Genomic DNA, 20,463 nt, shown 5'->3' with positions numbered 1-20,463 from the left:
CGGCATGTGGGCAAGGTCGTGCTGACGGTGCCGTCGCCCGCCGCGGGCACGGTGCTGGTCACGGGTGGTACGGGTGGTCTGGGTTCGCTGGTGGCCCGGCACCTGGTCACCGTGCACGGGGTGCGGAGTCTGGTGCTGACCAGCCGTCGTGGCCCGGACGCGCCGGGCGCCGTCGAACTGCGGGACGAGCTGGCCGGGTTGGGCGCGGAGGTGGATGTCGTCGCCTGCGACGTGACCGACCGCGCGGCTGTCGCCGCACTGCTGGACGGCCGGACGCTGTCGGCCGTGGTCCACACCGCCGGCGTCCTCGACGACGGCCTGGTGTCCTCGCTGACCCCCGGGCGGCTGGACGCGGTCCTGCGCCCGAAGGTGGACGCGGCCTGGCACCTGCACGAGCTGACCCTCGGCCAGGACCTCACCGACTTCGTCCTCTTCTCCTCGGTGGCGGCGGCCTTCGGCAACCCCGGTCAGGCCAACTACGCCGCGGCGAACGTCTTCCTGGACGCGCTGGCCCAGCACCGCGCGGCGCTGGGCCTGCCCGCGACCTCGATGGCCTGGGGCCCCTGGGCCCACGAGGGCGGCATGCTCGGCCGGCTCGACGAGGTCGAGCTGCGCCGGATGGCCCGCAGCGGAGTCCCGCCGCTGAGCGCGGAGGAGGGCCTGGCGCTCTTCGACGCGGCCCGCGCGGGTGTCGAACCGGCGGTGCTGCCGGTCCGCCTCGACCTGCCCGCACTGCGGGCCAGGGCCGCCGCGTCCGGCATCCCGCAGGTCCTGCGCGGCCTGGTGCACGCGCCCGCCCGCCGTACCGTCGACGCCAACGCCGCCGCGGCCGGGGGAGTCCCGCTCAAGCAGCGCCTGGCGGGCCTCGCCGAGGCCGAACAGCGGCGCCTGCTGGTCGAGTCGGTGTGCGCCGAGGTGGCCGCGGTCCTGGGCCACGCCTCGGCCGCCGAGGTCGATCCGGAGCGCGCGTTCAAGGAGATCGGCTTCGACTCGCTGACCTCGGTCGAGCTGCGCAACCGCCTCAACACGGCCACCGGCCTGCGGCTGCCCGCCACCCTGGTCTTCGACCACCCGAACCCCGCCGTGCTCGCGGACCACCTGGTCGCCGAACTCGTCGACGGCGCCGGCGCGGTGGCCGCGCCGCTGCCCGTGCTCAGCGAGCTGGACAAGCTCGAAACCCTGCTTCTCACCACGACCACCGACGGCGTCGAGCGCACGAAGATCACGCTGCGCCTGCAGAGCCTGCTGTCGAAATGGAGTGACGCACACAGTGCAACGGACGGTAGTGCTGCGGACCGCGACGCCGATCGGGAGCTCGAATCGGCCACCGGCGACGACATCTTCGACCTGCTCGACAAGGAACTCGGCCTCTCCTGACCTCCTGGGCGCAAGCTCACTGACCGCCTCCTGGAGGTGACGAAGCACATGACCACGTCTTCGAACGAAGAGAAGTACCTCGACTACCTGAAGCGCGTCACGGCGGACCTGCGGCAGGCCCGCAGGCAGCTGCGCGAGGTCGAGGAGCGGGACCTCGAGCCGCTCGCCGTCGTCGCCATGAGCTGCCGCTACCCCGGCGGCGTGCGCAGCCCCGAGGACCTGTGGAACCTGGTCGCGACCGGGACGGACGCCATCGCCGGCATGCCCACCGACCGCGGCTGGGACTTCGACACGCTCTACGACCCGGACCCGGAGAAGGCCGGCAAGAGCGTCAGCCGCGACGGCGGGTTCCTGTACGACGCCAGCGAGTTCGACGCCGGCTTCTTCGGCATCTCGCCGCGCGAGGCGACCGCGATGGACCCGCAGCAGCGGATCCTGCTGGAGACCGCCTGGGAGACCTTCGAGCGCGCCGGCATCGACCCGTCCTCGGTGAAGGGCAGCCAGGCCGGTGTCTTCATCGGCGCGGCCTCCTCCAACTACGGCACCACCATGCACGCCGGCCTGGCCGGCCTTGAGGGCCACCTGCTGACCGGGAACGCCTCCAGCGTGGTCTCCGGCCGCATCGCCTACAGCCTCGGGCTCGAGGGCCCCGCGGTCACCATCGACACCGCGTGCTCCTCCTCGCTGGTCGCCCTGCACCTCGCCGCCCACGCCCTGCGCCAGGGCGACTGCTCGATGGCCCTGGTCGGCGGCGTCACCGTCATGACCACCCCCGGCACCTTCATCGCCTTCAGCCGCCAGCAGGGCCTGTCCGCCGACGGCCGCTGCAAGGCCTTCGCCGCCGGTGCCGACGGCACCGGCTGGTCCGAGGGCGTCGGCATGCTGCTCGTCGAGCGGCTGTCGGACGCGCAGCGCCTCGGGCACCCGGTGCTCGCCGTGGTGCGCGGCAGCGCTGTCAACCAGGACGGTGCCAGCAACGGCCTGACCGCCCCCAACGGCCCCGCCCAGCAGCGGGTCATCCGCGCCGCGCTGGCCAGCGCCCGGCTGACCGCCGACCAGGTCGACCTGGTCGAGGCGCACGGCACCGGCACCCGGCTCGGTGACCCGATCGAGGCCCAGGCCCTGCTCGCCACCTACGGCCAGGAGCGCGGCGAGAACGGCGAGCCGCTCTGGCTCGGCTCGCTCAAGTCCAACCTGGGCCACTCCCAGGCCGCGGCCGGCGTCGGCGGCATCATCAAGCTGGTCATGGCCCTGCAGCACGGGCTCATGCCGCAGACCCTGCACGTGGACGAGCCCACCCCGCACGTCGACTGGACCGCGGGTGCGGTCAAGCTGCTGACCGAGGCCCGGCCCTGGCCGGAGACCGGTCGCCCGCGCCGCGCTGCCGTCTCCTCCTTCGGCATCAGCGGCACCAACGCCCACACCATCCTGGAGCAGGCCCCCGCCCCCGAGGCGGTCGAGGCGGCCGAGGGCACGGAAGGTGCCCCCGGCGCCGGTCGGCCCGCGCGGGTGTCCGCACAGGTCCCCGTGCCGGTCTCGGGCCGCTCGGCGGAGGCCCTGCGGGCCCAGGCGCGGGCGTTGCTCGCCCACGTCGAGGGCCGGCCGGAGCTGGACCTGACCGACCTGGGCTACTCCGCGGTGCGCGGCCGCGCCGTCCTGGAGCACCGGGCCGTGGTGCTGGCCGAGGACCGGACGGCGCTCACCGCCGCCCTGCGCGCGCTGGCCGAGGGCGACGCCTCGGCCGACGTGGTGCGCGGTGTCGCGGCGACGCGAGGCCGGACGGCGTTCCTGTTCACCGGGCAGGGCAGCCAGCGGCCTGGCATGGGCCGGGAGCTGTACGAGGCGTTCCCCGTGTTCGCCGAGGCCTTCGACGCCGTCTGCGCACGGGTCGAACTGCCGCTGAAGGAGGCGGTGTTCGGGGAGGACGCGGACGTTCTCGCCCGGACCGAGTTCACCCAGGTCGCGCTGTTCGCGATCGAGACCGCGCTGTTCCGGCTGGTGGAGAGCTGGGGTGTGCGTCCGGACTTCCTGGTGGGCCACTCGATCGGTGAGATCGCGGCCGCCCATGTCGCCGGTGTGCTGTCGCTGGACGACGCCGTCGCCCTGGTGTCCGCTCGTGGTCGCCTGATGCAGGCGCTGCCCGAGGGCGGCGCGATGGTCGCGGTCAAGGCCACCGAGGCCGAGATCCTGCCGCTGCTCACGGACAACGTCAGCATCGCCGCCGTCAACGGCCCTTCCTCCGTGGTGATTTCCGGCGACGAGACCGAAGTCCTCGCCATCGCCGGGCAGTTCGAGAAGACCAAGCGTCTCAACGTCTCGCACGCCTTCCACTCCCCGCTGATGGACGGCATGGTGGCGGACTTCCGCCGCGTGGCGGAGGGCCTGACCTATTCGGCGCCGCAGATCGCCGTGGTCTCCAACGTCACCGGTTCGGTGGCCACCGCCGAGGAGCTGTGCTCGCCCGAGTACTGGGTGCGCCACGTCCGCGAAGCCGTCCGCTTCGCCGACGGCATGCGCACCCTGGAGGCCCAGGGCGTCACCGTCTTCGTCGAGCTCGGCCCCGACGGCGTGCTCTCGGCCATGGGCCAGGAGTGCGTCGCCGCCGGGTCGTTCGTCCCGGTGCTGCGCGCCGGCCGCCCGGAGCAGCGGGCGCTGCTGACCGCGCTGGCCACCGCGCACGTGAACGGCGCCGCGGTAGACTGGGCGCCGGCCTTCGACGGCACCGGTGCGAGCCGCGTCGAGCTGCCCACCTACGCCTTCCAGCGGCAGCGCTACTGGCTCGATCTGCCGAACGACGCCGCCGAGGCGGCCTTCGAACCGGTGGACGGCACGGACTCCGCGTTCTGGGCGGCCGTCGAGAGCGGTGACCTCGCCGCCGTGGCGATGACGCTGTCCGTGGACGGCGGCGACGAGCTGGTGCAGTCCTCCCTGAGCACCCTGCTGCCCGCTCTCTCCACCTGGCGCGAGCAGCGCAGGAACCTGACCACGGTGGACGGTTGGCAGTACCGCGTCACCTGGCAGCCGGTCGACGGGGAGCGGTCGGCCGCCCCGGCGGGCACCTGGCTGCTCGCCGTCCCGGCCGGTCTGGACGAGGCCACCGCCACCGCCGTGGCCGGCTCCCTCACCGCGAGCGGCGCCGAGGTGCGCCGCGTCGAGGTCGAGGCGGGCGCCGACCGGGCGGGCCTGGCGGAGCTGCTGGCCGGGATCACCGCCGAGGGCACCGAGGTGTCCGGCGTGCTGTCCCTGCTCGCCCTCGCCGAGCAGCCGGACGCCGGCCAGCCGGTGCTGTCCGTCGGCTTCACCGCGACCATCGCGCTGGTGCAGGCGCTGGGTGACGCGGGTGTGGGTGCGCCGTTGTGGCTGGCGTCGCGGGGTGCGGTGTTGGTCGGTCGCGCGGACCGGGTGAGCGGTGCGGTGCAGGCGCAGGTCTGGGGTCTGGGCCGGGTGGTGGCGCTGGAGGCGCCGGAGCGTTGGGGTGGTCTGGTCGACCTGCCCGAGGTGCTGGACGGCCGGGCGCAGGGCCGGTTGGCGGCTGTGTTGGCGGGTGTGGACGGCGAGGACCAGGTCGCGGTGCGCGCGAGCGGTGTGTTCGTGCGTCGTCTGGTGCGGGCCGGTCGGTCGGGTGAGGCGGCGGGTTCGTGGTCGCCGCGTGGCACGGTGCTGGTCACGGGTGGTACGGGTGCGCTGGGTGCGCGGGTGGCGCGCTGGCTGGCGGACAACGGTGCCGGGCATCTGGTGCTGACCAGCCGTCGGGGCCTGGCGGCTCCGGGTGCGGCCGAGCTGCGTGACGAGCTGACCGCGTCGGGGGTCGAGGTGACCGTCGCCGCGTGTGACGTCGCCGACCGTACGGCCGTCCAGGCGCTGCTCGCCGAGCACGAGTTCACCGCCGTCGTCCACACCGCCGGTCTGACCGGTTCGGCCGTGCTCGCCGCCACCGACGCCGCCGAGGCCGCCGAGCTGATGGCCGCGAAGGTGGCCGGTGCGGCGCACCTGGACGAGCTGCTCGGGGACACCGAGCTGGACGCCTTCGTCCTCTTCTCCTCCATCGCGGGTGTCTGGGGCAGCGGCGGGCAGTCCGCCTACGCGGCCGCCAACGCCTACCTCGACGCCCTCGCCGAGCAGCGCCGTGCCCGCGGCCTCGCCGCCACCGCCGTCGCCTGGGGCCCCTGGGCCGACGGCGGCATGGTCGACGGCGAGGGGGAGCAGCAGCTGCGCCGCCGCGGCCTGCCGCCGCTCGCCCCCGAACTGGCGCTGGCCGCCCTCGGCCGCGCCCTCGCCGAGGGCGACGCCACGCTGACCGTCGCCGACGTCGACTGGGCGCGCTTCGCCCCCGCCTTCACCGCCGGCCGCAACCGCCCGCTGATCGCCGACCTCCCCGAGGTCCGGGCGCTGCTTGACACCGAGCAGGCGCCCGCCCAGGCCACCGACCAGGCCGGCCGCCTGCGCGAGCGGATCGCCCCGCTCGCCGCCGCCGAGCAGGTGCAGCTGCTGACCGGGCTCGTCCGGGGCCACGTCGCCACGGTGCTCGGCCACGCCGACTCCGCCGAGATCGAGTCCGGCCGCGCCTTCAAGGACCTCGGCTTCGACTCGCTGACCGCCGTCGAGCTGCGCAACCTGCTGACCGCCGACACCGGCCTCTCCCTCCCGGCCACCCTGGTCTTCGACTACCCGACCCCCGAGGTCCTGGCCGCCCACCTGCGGACCCGCCTGCTCGGCGAGCAGTCCGCCGTCGTGCCCGCCGCCGTGACCGCGCGGACCGACGACGAGCCGATCGCCATCGTCGGCATGGCCTGCCGCTACCCCGGCGGCGTCAGCTCGCCCGAGGACCTGTGGCGGATCGTCGCCGACGGCATCGACGGCATCGGAACCTTCCCCGAGGACCGCGGCTGGGACCTCGACGCCCTCTACCACCCGGACCCGGCACACCAGGGCACCTCCTACTCGCGCGAGGGCGGCTTCCTCCCCGGCGTCGGCCGCTTCGACGCGGGCTTCTTCGGCATCAGCCCGCGCGAGGCGCTCGCCATGGACCCGCAGCAGCGGCTGCTGCTGGAGACCTCCTGGGAGGCCTTCGAGCGGGCCGGCATCGACCCGGCCACCCTGAAGGGCAGCCAGGCCGGCGTGTTCGTCGGCTCCAACGGTCAGGACTACGGCGCCCTCCTGATGAGCACCGCCGAGGCGACCGAGGGCTACCTGGCCACCGGCAACGCCGCCGCCGTGGTCTCCGGGCGCCTGGCCTACACCTTCGGTCTGGAGGGTCCGGCGGTCACCGTCGACACCGCGTGCTCCTCCTCCCTGGTCGCCCTCCACCTGGCCGTCCAGTCGCTGCGCAACGGCGAGTGCACCATGGCCCTGGCCGGTGGTGTCACCGTCATGTCCACCCCCGCCGCCTTCGTGGAGTTCAGCCGCCAGCGCGGCCTGGCCGTCGACGGCCGCTGCAAGTCCTTCGCGGGCGCCGCCGACGGCACCGGCTGGGGCGAGGGCGTCGGCGTGCTGCTGGTCGAGCGGCTCTCGGACGCGCAGCGCCTCGGGCACCCGGTGCTCGCGGTCGTCCGCGGTTCGGCGATCAACCAGGACGGTGCCAGCAACGGCCTCACCGCCCCGAACGGCCCCGCGCAGCAGCGCGTCATCCGCCAGGCCCTGGCCGGCGCCGGGCTGTCGGCCGACCAGGTCGACGCCGTCGAGGCGCACGGCACCGGCACGGTGCTCGGCGACCCGATCGAGGCCCAGGCCCTGCTGGCCACCTACGGCCAGGAGCGCAGCGGCGACCGCCCGCTCTGGCTGGGCTCGCTGAAGTCCAACATCGGCCACACCCAGGCCGCCTCCGGCGTCGGCGGCGTGATCAAGATGGTCATGGCGATCCGCGCCGGCGTGCTCCCGCGGACCCTGCACGTCGACGAGCCGTCCCCGCACATCGACTGGACCTCCGGCGCCGTCGAGCTGCTGACCGAAGCGCGGGACTGGCCCGAGACCGGCCAACCGCGCCGGGCCGGCGTCTCCTCCTTCGGCGTCTCCGGCACCAACGCCCACGTCCTCATCGAGCAGGCCCCTGCGGACACCGACGCGCCGGCCCGCGAGGCCGATCCGGCCCCGGCCGCCGACCTGCCGGTGGTCCTGTCGGGGCGCACCACCGACGCCCTGCGTGCCCAGGCCCGCCGCCTGGCCGACCACCTGCGCACCCGGTCGGACGTGCCGGCCGCCGACCTCGCGTACTCGCTCGCGACCTCCCGGGCCGCCTTCGAGCACCGGGCGGCCGTGGTCGCGGACGGCCCGGCCGAGCTGCTGGCCGCCGTCGAGGCGCTGGCCGAGGGCGGCACGGCCGCCGGGCTGGTGACGGGTGCCGCCTCGGGCGGGAAGCTGGCGTTCCTGTTCACGGGGCAGGGCAGCCAGCGTCCGGGCATGGGGCGGGAGCTGTACGAGGCCTTCCCGGTGTTCGCGGACGCCTTCGACGCGGTGTGTGCGCGGGTCGAACTGCCGCTGAAGGAGGCGGTGTTCGGGGAGGACGCTTCGGTTCTCGCCCGGACCGAGTTCACCCAGGTGGCGCTGTTCGCGGTGGAGACCGCGCTGTTCCGCCTCTTCGAGAGCTGGGGTGTTCGGCCCGACGTCCTGGTCGGCCACTCGATCGGTGAGATCGCGGCCGCGCACGTCGCCGGTGTGCTGTCACTGGACGACGCGGTGGCGCTGGTCGCGGCGCGTGGCCGGCTGATGCAGGCGCTGCCGGAGGGCGGCGCGATGGTGGCGGTCAAGGCCACCGAGGCCGAGATCCTGCCGCTGCTCACCGAGAACGTGAGCATCGCCGCTGTCAACGGGCCCACCTCGGTGGTGATTTCGGGAGACGAGTCCGAAGTCCTCGCCCTCGCAGCGCAGTTCGGGAAGACCAAGCGGCTGAGCGTCTCGCACGCGTTCCACTCGCCGCTGATGGACGGCATGGTGGAGGAGTTCCGGGCCGTTGCCGAGGGGCTGACGTACAACGCCCCGCGCATCCCGGTCGTCTCCAACGTCACCGGTGTCCTCGCCACCGCCGAGGAGCTGTGCTCGCCCGAGTACTGGGTGCGCCACGTCCGCCAGGCGGTTCGCTTCGCCGACGGCATGCGGACCCTGGAGGCCAAGGGCGTCACCACCTTCGTCGAGCTCGGCCCGGACGGTGTCCTCACCGCCATGGCCCAGGAGTGCCTGACCGGCGCCGCGGCCTTCGCCGCCGCCCTGCGCACCGGACGGGGCGAGGCGCAGACCGCGCTGACCGCCCTGGCCGCCGCCCACGTCCACGGCTCGGCCGTCGACTGGAGCGCCGTCTTCGCCGGCACCGGCGCCGTGCGCGTCGACCTGCCGACGTACGCCTTCCAGCAGGAGAACCACTGGCCCGACCTCAGCGTCGTGGCGCGTCCGGCCCTCGACGGGCCCGCCGGGGACGTCTTCGACAGCGCGGTCTTCTGGGAGGCCGTGGAACGCGAGGACCTCGGCGCGCTGGCCGAGGCCCTGGAGGTGGACGACACCGAGCAGGGCGTCCGTACCTCCCTCGGCACCGTGCTGCCCGCGCTCTCCTCGTGGCGGCGTCGCCGCCGTGAACGCCACACCGTCGACGGCTGGCGCTACCGCGTCCAGTGGAAGCCGGTGGCCGAGCTCGGTTCCGCCGTTCCGTCCGGTGAGTGGGTGGTGGTGGCGCAGGACGTCTCTGCTGCGTCGGTGGTGGCGTGTGTGGGGGCGTTGTCGGGTCGTGGTGTGTCGGTGCGGCTGGTGGGTTCGGCCGGGTTGTCGCGTGCGGAGCTGGCGGCTGAGGTCGCCGGTGGTCCGGTGGCGGGTGTGCTGGGTGTGGTGTCGGATGCGGGTGTCGCGCTGACGTTGGTGCAGGCGTTGGGTGACGCTGGTGTCGGTGCGCCGTTGTGGCTGGCGACCGGCGGTGCGGTGTCGACGGGTCGTGCGGATGTGCTGCGTGACGCGGTGCAGGCGCAGGTCTGGGGTCTGGGTCGGGTCGTCGCGCTGGAGCATCCGGAGCGTTGGGGCGGTCTGGTCGACCTGCCGGAGGTGCTGGACGAGCGGGCCCAGGGTCGGCTGCTGTCGGTGCTGGCCGGTCTGGGTGACGAGGACCAGCTCGCGGTGCGCGCGAGCGGCGTGTTCGTGCGCCGGCTCGTCCGGGCCGAGCGCGCCGAGGGCACGGGCTGGGCGCCGCGCGGCACCGTCCTGGTCACCGGCGGCACGGGCGCGCTGGGCGCGCACGTCGCCCGCTGGCTGGTCGCCAACGGCGCCGAGCACGTGGTGCTCACCAGCCGCCGTGGCCTGGACGCTCCGGGCGCGGCCGAGCTGCGCGAGGAGTTGACCGCGCTCGGCGCCCGGGCCACCGTCGCCGCCTGCGACGTGAGCGACCGTACGGCCGTCGAGGCGCTGCTCGCCGAGCACGCCTTCACCGCCGTCGTCCACGCCGCCGGTGTGGCCGACGGGGGCACGATCGCCGACACCGACTTGCCCGCCTTCACCGACGCGCTCCGCGCGAAGGTGGACGGTGCGGCGCACCTGGACGAACTGCTCGGCGACACCGAGCTGGACGCCTTCGTCCTCTTCTCCTCCATCGCCGGTGTCTGGGGCAGCGGCGGCCAGGCCGCCTACGCGGCCGCCAACGCCCACCTGGACGCCCTGGCCGAGCAGCGGCGTGCCCGTGGCCTCGCCGCCACCGCCGTCGCCTGGGGTCCGTGGGCCGACGGCGGCATGGTCGAGGCCGAGGCGGAGGACCGCCTGCGCCGCCGCGGCCTGCCGGTGCTGCCGCCCGCGCAGGCGGTTGCCGCACTGGCCGCCGCCGTCGCCGAGGACGAGCCCGCCCTGGTGGTGGCCGACGTCGACTGGGCGCTGTTCGTCCCCGGCTTCACCGTGGCCCGCCCGCGCCCGCTGATCGGCGACCTGCCCGAGGTGCAGCGCGCCCTCACCGGCGCCGCGCCCTCGGCCCAGCCGGACGGCGAGGGCAACGGCCTGGTCCAGCGCCTGCGGGCGCTCACCCCGGCCGAGCGTGAGCGCGCCCTGCTGGACCTCGTCCGGACCGAGGCCGCCTCGGTGCTCGGGCACCACGGCGCCGGAGCCGTCGAGCCGGCCAAGGCCTTCCGTGAGCTGGGCTTCGACTCGCTGACCGCCGTCGAGCTGCGCAACAACCTGAACGCGGTCACCGGCCTGCGGCTGCCCGCCTCCCTGGTGTTCGACTACCCGAACGCCGCCGTCGTCGCCGAACACCTGCTGGCCGAACTCCTCGGCGCCCAGGAGCAGTCCGACGCCCCGACCGCCGTCTCCGCGGCCGACGAGCCGATCGCCATCGTCGCGATGAGCTGCCGCCTGCCCGGCGGCGTCCAGTCGCCCGAGGACCTGTGGCGACTGGTCGCCGAGGGCCGCGACGCCGTCGGCGGATTCCCGACCGACCGCGGCTGGGACCTGGACGCGCTCTACGACCCGGACCCGGCAAGCCAGGGCACCTCGTACGCCCGTGACGGCGGATTCCTGGACGGAGCGGGCGAGTTCGACCCGTCCTTCTTCGGTATCTCGCCGCGCGAGGCGCTGGCGATGGACCCGCAGCAGCGCCTGCTGCTGGAGACCACCTGGGAGGCCTTCGAGCGGGCGGGCATCGACCCGGCGTCCGCGCGGGGCAGCCGGACCGGTGTCTTCATGGGCTCCAACAGCCAGGACTACGCCGCGCTGCTGCTCGCGCTCACCCAGGACGCGGACGGCTACCTGGCCACCGGCAACGCGGCCAGCGTGGTCTCCGGGCGTCTCGCCTACACCTTCGGGCTTGAGGGCCCGGCGGCGACCATCGACACGGCGTGCTCGTCCTCGCTGGTCGCGCTGCACTTCGCCGTTCAGGCGCTGCGCAGCGGCGAGTGCACGATGGCGCTGGCCGGTGGTGTGGTCGTGATGTCCACCCCGGGCACCTTCGTGGAGTTCAGCCGCCAGCGCGGCCTGGCGACGGACGGCCGCTGCAAGGCCTTCGCCGCCGCCGCCGACGGCACCGGCTGGGGCGAGGGCGCGGGCGTCCTGCTGCTGGAGCGCCTGTCGGACGCGCAGCGCAACGGGCACCCGGTGCTCGCGGTCGTGCGCGGTTCGGCGATCAACCAGGACGGTGCGAGCAACGGCCTCACCGCCCCCAACGGTCCGTCCCAGCAGCGGGTCATCCGCGCCGCGCTGGCCGGCGCGGGCCTGTCCGCCGGTGAGGTGGACACCGTCGAGGCGCACGGGACCGGCACCCGACTGGGTGACCCGATCGAGGCGCAGGCGCTGCTGGCCACCTACGGCCAGGACCGCCCGGAGGGGCAGCCGCTCTGGCTGGGCTCGTTGAAGTCCAACATCGGCCACACCCAGGCCGCCGCCGGCGTCGCCGGGATCATCAAGATGGTCATGGCGATGCGGGAGGGGCTGCTGCCGCAGACCCTGCACGTGGACGAGCCGACCCCCGAGGTCGACTGGGCCTCGGGCGCGGTCGAGCTGCTCACCGAGGCCCGCTCGTGGCCCGAGACCGGCGCGCCGCGCCGGGCGGGTGTGTCGTCCTTCGGCATGAGCGGCACCAACGCGCACGTCATCATCGAGCAGGCCCCGGCGGTCTCCCCGGCCGAGCCGGCGCCCGCCGGCGAGACCGGTCCGGTGGCGCCGTGGGTGCTGTCGGCGGGCAGCCCGGAGGCACTCCGGGCGCAGGCCGGCCGGCTGCTGGCGGTGCTGGACGAGGCCGGTGACCTGTCGCTCGCCGAGGTCGGCTTCTCGCTGGCCACCACGCGTGCCGCGCTGGAGCACCGGGCGGCCGTGGTCGCGGAGGACCTCGCCTCGTTCCGGGGTGGTCTGGCGGCGCTGGCCGAGGGCGGTACGGCCGCCGGGCTGATCACGGGTACGGCGGGTGCCGGGCGGACGGCGTTCCTGTTCACGGGACAGGGGAGCCAGCGTCCGGGGATGGGCCGTGAGCTGTACGACGCCTTCCCGGTGTTCGCGGACGCCTTCGACGCGGTGTGTGCGCGGGTCGAACTGCCGCTGAGGGAGGCCGTGTTCGGCGAGGACGCGGACGTCCTGGCCCGTACGGAGTTCACGCAGCTGGCGCTGTTCGCCGTCGAGGTTTCGCTGTTCCGGCTGTTCGAGAGCTGGGGTGTCCGCCCGGACTTCCTGGTGGGTCACTCCATCGGTGAACTGGCGGCCGCGCATGTCGCGGGTGTGCTGTCGCTGGACGACGCGGTGGCGCTGGTCGCCGCTCGCGGCCGGCTGATGCAGGCGCTGCCCGAGGGTGGTGCGATGGTGGCGGTGAAGGCCTCGGAGGCCGAGGTGTTGCCGCTGCTGACCGCTCAGGTGAGCATCGCGGCCGTCAACGGCCCGTCCTCCGTGGTGATTTCGGGTGACGAGACCGAAGTTCTGGCGATCGCCGGGCAGTTCGAGAAGACCAAGCGGCTGCATGTCAGCCACGCCTTCCACTCGCCCTTGATGGACGGGATGTTGGCGGACTTCCGCCGGGTGGCGGAGGGTCTGACCTATTCGGCGCCGCAGATCGCCGTGGTCTCCAATGTGACCGGCGCGGTCGCGACGGCCGAGGAGCTGTGCTCGCCTGAGTACTGGGTGCGTCACGTGCGTCAGGCGGTTCGCTTCGCCGACGGCATGCGGACCCTGGAAGCCCAGGGTGTCACCACCTTTGTCGAGCTGGGCCCGGGTGGTGTGCTGTCGGCCATGGGCCAGGAGTGCGTCGAGCAGGGCGTGTTCGCGCCTGCTCTGCGTGCTGAGCGTCCGGAGGCGCAGACCGCGCTGGCGGCGCTCGCGACCGTTCACGTTCACGGTGTCGCCGTGGACTGGCGCGGCGTGTTCGCGGGTGCGGGTGCGGGTGCGGGTGCGCGTCGGGTCGAGCTGCCGACGTATGCCTTCCAGCGGCAGCGTTACTGGCCGCAGGTCACCGCACGTGAGGTCGTGTCGGAGGGTGCGGTTGCGCTGAGCGCGGCCGAGGCGCGGTTCTGGGGCGCGGTCGATGCGGGGGACCTGGACACGTTCCTGTCGACGCTCGATGTGCGTCGGGAGGACAGCGCGGATGCGCTGCTGCCCGCGCTGTCGTCCTGGCGTCGTAAGCGGCAGGAGGAGTCGGCGGCCGAGGGCTGGCGTTACCGTGTGACGTGGAAGCCGGTGGCGGGTGTCGGTGGACAGCCGGCCGTCCTGGGTGGGACTTGGCTGGTGCTGGTTCCGGCCGGTGCCGAGTCGGCGGGCGTGGTTGCCGCGCTGTCCGGTCATGGTGCCGCTGTTCTGCCGGTGGAGATCGGTGCGGGCGTGCCGGACCGGGAGGAGCTGTCCGTCCGGATCGGCCTGGCTGTGGCCGAGGTCGAGGACCTGGCCGGTGTCGTCGTCGTGGCGGACACCGTCCAGTCGACGCTGGTCACGGTCCAGGCGCTCGCCGACGCGGGCGTCGAGGCGCCGCTGTGGCTGCTGACCAACGGTGCGGTGTCGACGGGTCGTGCGGATGTGCTGCGTGACGCGTCCCAGGCGCAGGTCTGGGGTCTGGGTCGAGTGGTCGGCCTGGAGTATCCGCAGGGCTGGGGCGGTCTGGTCGACCTGCCCGAGGTGCTGGACGAGCGGGCCCAGGGCCGACTGGCCGCCGTGCTGGCCGGTCTGGGCGACGAGGACCAGCTCGCGGTGCGCGCGAGCGGCGTGTTCGTGCGCCGGCTGGTCCGGGTGCCAGGTGCTGCCGCCGCGTGGACGCCGCGTGGCACCGTTCTGGTGACGGGTGGGACGGGTGCGCTGGGTGCGCATGTGGCCCGTTGGCTGGCGGGTGGCGGTGCCGAGCACGTGGTGCTCACCAGCCGTCGCGGACTGGAGGCCCCCGGCGCGGCCGAGCTGCGCGAGGAGCTGCAGAGCCTTGGCGCCGAGGTGACGGTCACCGCGTGTGATGTCGCCGACCGTACGGCGGTCGAGGCGCTGCTCGCCGAGCACGCCTTCACCGCCGTCGTCCACACCGCCGGTGTGGACCGCGCGACGCCGCTGGGCACGACCACGGTGGAGGAGTTCGCCGAGGTCCTGGCTGCCAAGGTGGGCGGTGCGGCGCACCTGGACGAACTGCTCGGTGACACCGAGCTGGACGCCTTCGTCCTCTTCTCCTCGATTGCCGGCGTCTGGGGCAGTGGCGGGCAGGCCGCCTACGCGGCCGCCAACGCCCACCTGGACGCGCTGGCCGAGCAGCGGCGTGCCCGTGGCCTGGCTGCCACGGCGGTTTCCTGGGGTCCGTGGGCCGAGGGCGGTATGGCCGCCCAGGGCGACAACGAGAACCAGCTGCGTCGGCGTGGTCTGCTGCCGATGGCTCCGGCCCCGGCGGTCGCGGCGCTGGCGCAGGCCGTGGACGGCAGCGACGCGACGGTGACCGTCGCGGACGTGGACTGGTCGCGGTTCGCCCCGGCCTTCACCGCCGCCCGCCCGCGCCCGCTGATCGCCGAACTCCCGGACGTCCAGCGCGCCCTCGTGGGTGCCGCCGTGGCGTCGGGCCGGGCGGACGGCGAGCGTAACGGCCTGGTCCAGCGCCTGCTGGCGCTCACCCCGGCCGAGCGTGAGCGTGTTCTGCTGGACCTCGTCCGGACCGAGGCGGCGGCGGTGCTCGGGCACCACGGCGCCGGTGCGGTCGAGGCGGGTCGGGCGTTCAAGGAGCTGGGCTTCGACTCGCTGACCGCCGTCGAGCTGCGCAACCGCCTGAACACGGCCACGGGTCTGCGGCTGCCCGCGACCCTGGTCTTCGACCACCCGACCGCCTCCGCTCTCGCTGCCCACATCGGTGCCGAACTCCTCGGCACCGTGGGTGCGGTGGACGACATTCCGGTGCGGACGTCGGCCGTGGACGACGAGCCGATCGCGATCGTCGCGATGGCCTGCCGCTACCCGGGCGGCGTGAGCAGCCCCGAGGACCTGTGGCGGCTGGTCGCCGAGGGCCGCGACGCCGTCGGCGGCATGCCGGCCGACCGCGGCTGGGACCTGGACGCGCTCTACGACCCGGACCCGGCGAACCCCGGCACCTCCTACGCCGACCAGGGCGGATTCCTCGACGGCGTCGGCGAGTTCGACCCCGGCTTCTTCGGGATCAACCCGCGCGAGGCCCTCGCCATGGACCCGCAGCAGCGCCTGCTGCTGGAGACCACCTGGGAGGCCTTCGAGCGGGCGGGCATCGACCCGGCGTCCGCGCGGGGCAGTCGGACCGGTGTCTTCATGGGCTCCAACAGCCAGGACTACGCCGGACTTCTGCTCGCGCTCACCCAGGACGCGGACGGTTACCTGGCCACCGGCAACGCGGCCAGCGTGGTCTCCGGCCGGCTGGCGTACACCTTCGGTCTTGAGGGTCCGGCGGCGACCGTCGACACGGCGTGCTCGTCCTCGTTGGTTGCTCTGCACTGGGCGGTCCAGGCGCTGCGCAGCGGCGAGTGCACGATGGCGCTGGCCGGTGGTGTGGTCGTGATGTCCACCCCGGGCACCTTCGTGGAGTTCAGCCGCCAGCGCGGCCTGGCCTCGGACGGTCGCTGCAAGGCCTTCGCGGCCGCGGCGGACGGCACCGGCTGGGGCGAGGGCGCCGGTGTGCTGCTGCTGGAGCGCCTGTCGGACGCCGAGCGCAACGGGCACCGCGTGCTGGCGGTCGTGCGTGGCTCGGCGATCAACCAGGACGGTGCGAGCAACGGCCTCACCGCCCCCAACGGCCCCGCGCAGCAGCGCGTCATCCGGCAGGCCCTGGCCGACGCCGGGCTGTCGGCAGACGAGGTCGACGCCGTCGAGGCCCACGGCACGGGCACCCGACTGGGTGACCCGATCGAGGCCCAGGCGCTGCTCGCCACCTACGGCCAGGAGCGCAGCGGGGACCCGCTGTGGCTCGGCTCCCTCAAGTCGAACATCGGCCACACCCAGGCCGCCTCCGGCGTCGGCGGCATCATCAAGATGGTCATGGCGATGCAGCACGGCGTGCTGCCGCAGACCCTCCACGTCGACGAGCCGACCCCCGAGGTCGACTGGGCCTCCGGCGCCGTCGAGCTGCTGACCGAGGCCCGGGACTGGCCGGAGCGCGGACGCCCGCGTCGCGCGGCCGTCTCCTCCTTCGGCATGAGCGGCACCAACGCCCACACCATCATCGAGCAGGCCCCGGCGGCCTCCCCGGCCGAGCCGGCGCCCGCCGGCGAGACCGGTCCGGTGGCGCCGTGGGTGCTGTCGGCGGGCAGCCCGGAGGCGCTCCGGGCGCAGGCCGGCCGACTGCTGGCAGTGCTGGACGAGGCCGGCGACCTGTCGCCCGCCGAGGTCGGCCTCTCGCTGGCCACCACCCGTGCCGCGCTGGAGCACCGCGCCGCGGTGACGGCCGGCGACCAGGCCGGTCTGCGCGAGGGCCTGGCGGCACTGGCCGAGGGCCGATCCGCCGCCGGGCTGATCACGGGCACGGCGGGTGCCGGGCGGACGGCGTTCCTGTTCACGGGACAGGGGAGCCAGCGTCCGGGCATGGGCCGGGAGCTGTACGACACCTACCCGGTGTTCGCGGACACCTTCGACGCGGTCTGCGCACGGGCCGAACTGCCGCTGCTTGACGTGGTGTTCGGTGAGGATGCTGCGGTCCTCGCTCGCACCGAGTACACCCAGCTCGCGCTGTTCGCCGTCGAGGTTTCGCTGTTCCGCCTGTTCGAGAGCTGGGGTGTCGGCCCGGACTTCCTGGTGGGCCACTCGATCGGTGAGATCGCGGCCGCGCACGTCGCGGGCGTCCTCTCGCTCGATGACGCCGTCACCCTGGTGGCGGCCCGTGGCCGGCTGATGCAGGCGCTGCCGGAGGGTGGCGCGATGGTGGCGGTGAAGGCCTCGGAGGAGGAGGTGCTGCCGCTGCTGACCGCTCAGGTGAGCATCGCGGCCGTCAACGGGCCGTCCTCCGTGGTGATTTCGGGCGACGAGTCCGAAGTTCTGGCGATCGCCGGGCAGTTCGAGAAGGCCAAGCGGCTGCATGTCAGCCACGCCTTCCACTCGCCGCTGATGGACGGGATGCTGGCGGAGTTCCGGGCCGTCGCCGAGGGCCTGAGCTACGCCGCGCCGGTCATCCCGGTCGTGTCCAACGTGACCGGTGCCCTGGCCGGCGCCGAGGAGCTGTGCTCGCCCGAGTACTGGGTGCGTCATGTGCGTCAGGCGGTTCGCTTCGCCGACGGCATGCGGGCTCTTGCGGTCGAGGGTGTCACCACCTTTGTCGAGCTGGGCCCGGGTGGTGTGCTGTCGGCCATGGGCCAGGAGTGCGTCGAGCAGGGCGTGTTCACCCCGGCGCTGCGTGCTGAGCGTCCGGAGGTGCAGACCGCGCTGGCGGCGCTCGCGACCGTTCACGTTCACGGTGTCGCGGTGGACTGGCGCGGCGTGTTCGCGGGTGCGGGTGCGGGTGCGGGTGCGCGTCGGGTCGAGTTGCCGACGTATGCCTTCCAGCGGCAGCGTTACTGGCCGCAGGCCGCCGAGCGTGAGGTCGTGTCGGAGGGTGCGGTTGCGCTGAGCGCGGCCGAGGCGCGGTTCTGGGACGCGGTCGATGCGGGGGATCTGGACACGTTCCTGTCGACGCTCGATGTGCGTCGGGAGGACAGCGCGGATGCGCTGCTGCCCGCGCTGTCGTCCTGGCGTCGTAAGCGGCAGGAGGAGTCGGCGGCCGAGGGCTGGCGTTACCGGGTGACGTGGAAGCCGGTGGCGGGTGTCGGCGGACAGCCGGCCGTCCTGGGTGGGACTTGGCTGGTGCTGGTTCCGGCCGGTGCCGAGTCGGCGGGCGTGGTTGCCGCGCTGTCCGGTCATGGTGCCGCTGTTCTGCCGGTGGAGATCGGTGCGGGCGTGCCGGACCGGGAGGAGCTGTCCGTCCGGATCGGCCTGGCTGTGGCCGAGGTCGAGGACCTGGTCGGTGCCGTCGTCGTGGCGGACACCGTCCAGTCGACGCTGGTCACGGTCCAGGCGCTCGCCGACGCGGGCGTCGAGACGCCGCTGTGGCTGCTGACCAACGGTGCGGTGTCGACGGGTCGTGCGGATGTGCTGCGTGACGCGTCCCAGGCGCAGGTCTGGGGCCTGGGCCGGGTGCTCGGTCTGGAGTATCCGCAGGGCTGGGGCGGTCTGGTCGACCTGCCCGAGGTGCTGGACGAGCGGGCCCAGGGCCGACTGGCCGCCGTGCTCGCCGGTCTGGGCGACGAGGACCAGCTCGCCGTGCGCGCGAACGGCGTGTTCGTACGCCGACTCGTCCGGGCCGAGCGTGCCGAGGGCACGGGCTGGAGCCCGCGTGGCACCGTCCTGGTCACCGGCGGCACCGGCGCCCTGGGTGCGCATGTGGCCCGTTGGCTGGCGGGTGGCGGTGCCGAGCACGTGGTGCTCACCAGCCGTCGCGGACTGGAGGCCCCCGGCGCGGCCGAGCTGCGCGAGGAGCTGCAGAGCCTTGGCGCCGAGGTGACGGTCACCGCGTGTGATGTCGCCGACCGTGCGGCGGTCGAGGCGCTGCTCGCCGAGCACGCCTTCACCGCCGTCGTCCACACCGCCGGTGTGGACCGCGCGACGCCGCTGGGCACGACCACGGTGGAGGAGTTCGCCGAGGTCCTGGCCGCGAAGGTGGACGGTGCGGCGCACCTGGACGAGCTGCTCGGTGACACCGAGCTGGACGCCTTCGTCCTCTTCTCCTCCATCGCGGGTGTCTGGGGCAGTGGTGGGCAGGCCGCCTACGCGGCCGCCAACGCCTACCTGGACGCGCTGGCCGAGCAGCGGCGTGCCCGTGGCCTGGCTGCCACGGCGGTTTCCTGGGGTCCGTGGGCCGAGGGCGGTATGGCCGCCCAGGGCGACAACGAGGCCCAGCTGCGTCGGCGTGGTCTGCTGCCGATGGCTCCGGCCCCGGCGGTCGCGGCGCTGGCGCAGGCCGTGGACGGCAGCGACGCGACGGTGACCGTCGCGGACGTGGACTGGTCGCGGTTCGCCCCGGCCTTCACCGCCGCCCGCCCGCGCCCGCTGATCGCCGAACTCCCGGACGTGGTCCGGGTGCTGGCCGAGACCGAGGACGGCGGGGCCACCCCGGGCGGCCCGGCGAACGAGCTGCGGGACCGGCTGTCCGGCCGGCCGCAGGCCGAACGCGACCGCCTGCTGGTCGAGTTGGTCCGCACCGAGGCCGCCGCCGTCCTGGGGCACGCCTCCGCCGGTGCGGTCGAGGCGGGTCGGGCGTTCAAGGAGCTGGGCTTCGACTCGCTGACCGCCGTCGAGCTGCGCAACCGCCTGAACACGGCCACGGGTCTGCGGCTGCCCGCGACCCTGGTCTTCGACCACCCGACTGCCTCCGCTCTCGCTGCCCACATCGGTGCCGAACTCCTCGGCACCGTGGGCACGGTGGACGACATCCCGGTGCGGACGTCGGCCGTGGACGACGAGCCGATCGCGATCGTCGCGATGGCCTGCCGCTACCCGGGCGGCGTGAGCAGCCCCGAGGACCTGTGGCGACTGGTCGCCGAGGGCCGCGACGCCGTCGGCGGCATGCCGGCCGACCGCGGCTGGGACCTGGACGCGCTCTACGACCCGGACCCGGCGAACCCCGGCACCTCCTACGCCGACCAGGGCGGATTCCTCTACGGTGTCGGCGAGTTCGACCCCGGCTTCTTCGGGATCAACCCGCGCGAGGCCCTCGCCATGGACCCGCAGCAGCGCCTGCTGCTGGAGACCACCTGGGAGGCCTTCGAGCGCGCCGGCATCACCCCCGACGCGGCGCGCGGCACCCGGACGGGTGTCTTCGCCGGCACCAACAGCCAGGACTACGCGAGCCTGCTGATGGCCAGCCCGCAGGGCACCGACGGCTACCTGGCCACCAGCAACGCGGCCAGCGTGGTCTCCGGGCGTCTCGCCTACACCTTCGGGCTGGAAGGCCCGGCGGTCACCGTCGACACGGCCTGCTCCTCCTCGCTGGTCGCCCTGCACCTCGCCGTGCAGTCGCTGCGCAGCGGCGAGTGCACGATGGCGCTGGCCGGCGGTGTGGTCGTGATGTCCACCCCGGGCACCTTCGTGGAGTTCAGCCGCCAGCGGGCGCTGGCCTCGGACGGCCGCTGCAAGGCCTTCGCGGCCTCGGCGGACGGTACGGGCTGGGGCGAGGGCGCGGGCATGCTGCTGCTGGAGCGTCTCTCCGAC

At 74.2% G+C, this 20,463-nt stretch carries 2 protein-coding genes (1 of these 2 running past the window's edge); both read left to right on the top strand.

The window, feature by feature from the left end; translation table 11 throughout:
• Nucleotides 1-1,377 (top strand): SDR family NAD(P)-dependent oxidoreductase (locus tag ACIQ87_RS03515; RefSeq protein WP_402400883.1); only part of this gene is annotated, 1,377 nt, incomplete at its 5' end.
• Nucleotides 1,378-1,425: 48 nt separating this feature from the next.
• A protein-coding gene (locus ACIQ87_RS03510) for a type I polyketide synthase (RefSeq protein WP_402400880.1) crosses the window boundary here: on the top strand, nt 1,426-20,463 show its 5' portion. The gene runs 14,874 nt beyond the window's last position; the window shows 19,038 of its 33,912 coding nt (coding positions 1-19,038); its start codon is at nt 1,426-1,428; the stop codon falls past the right edge of the window.

It is taken from the genome of Kitasatospora sp. NPDC096204 (assembly GCF_044763205.1).
Classification (GTDB): Bacteria; Actinomycetota; Actinomycetes; order Streptomycetales; family Streptomycetaceae; genus Kitasatospora.
This window is presented reverse-complemented; position numbering and strand designations above follow the sequence as displayed.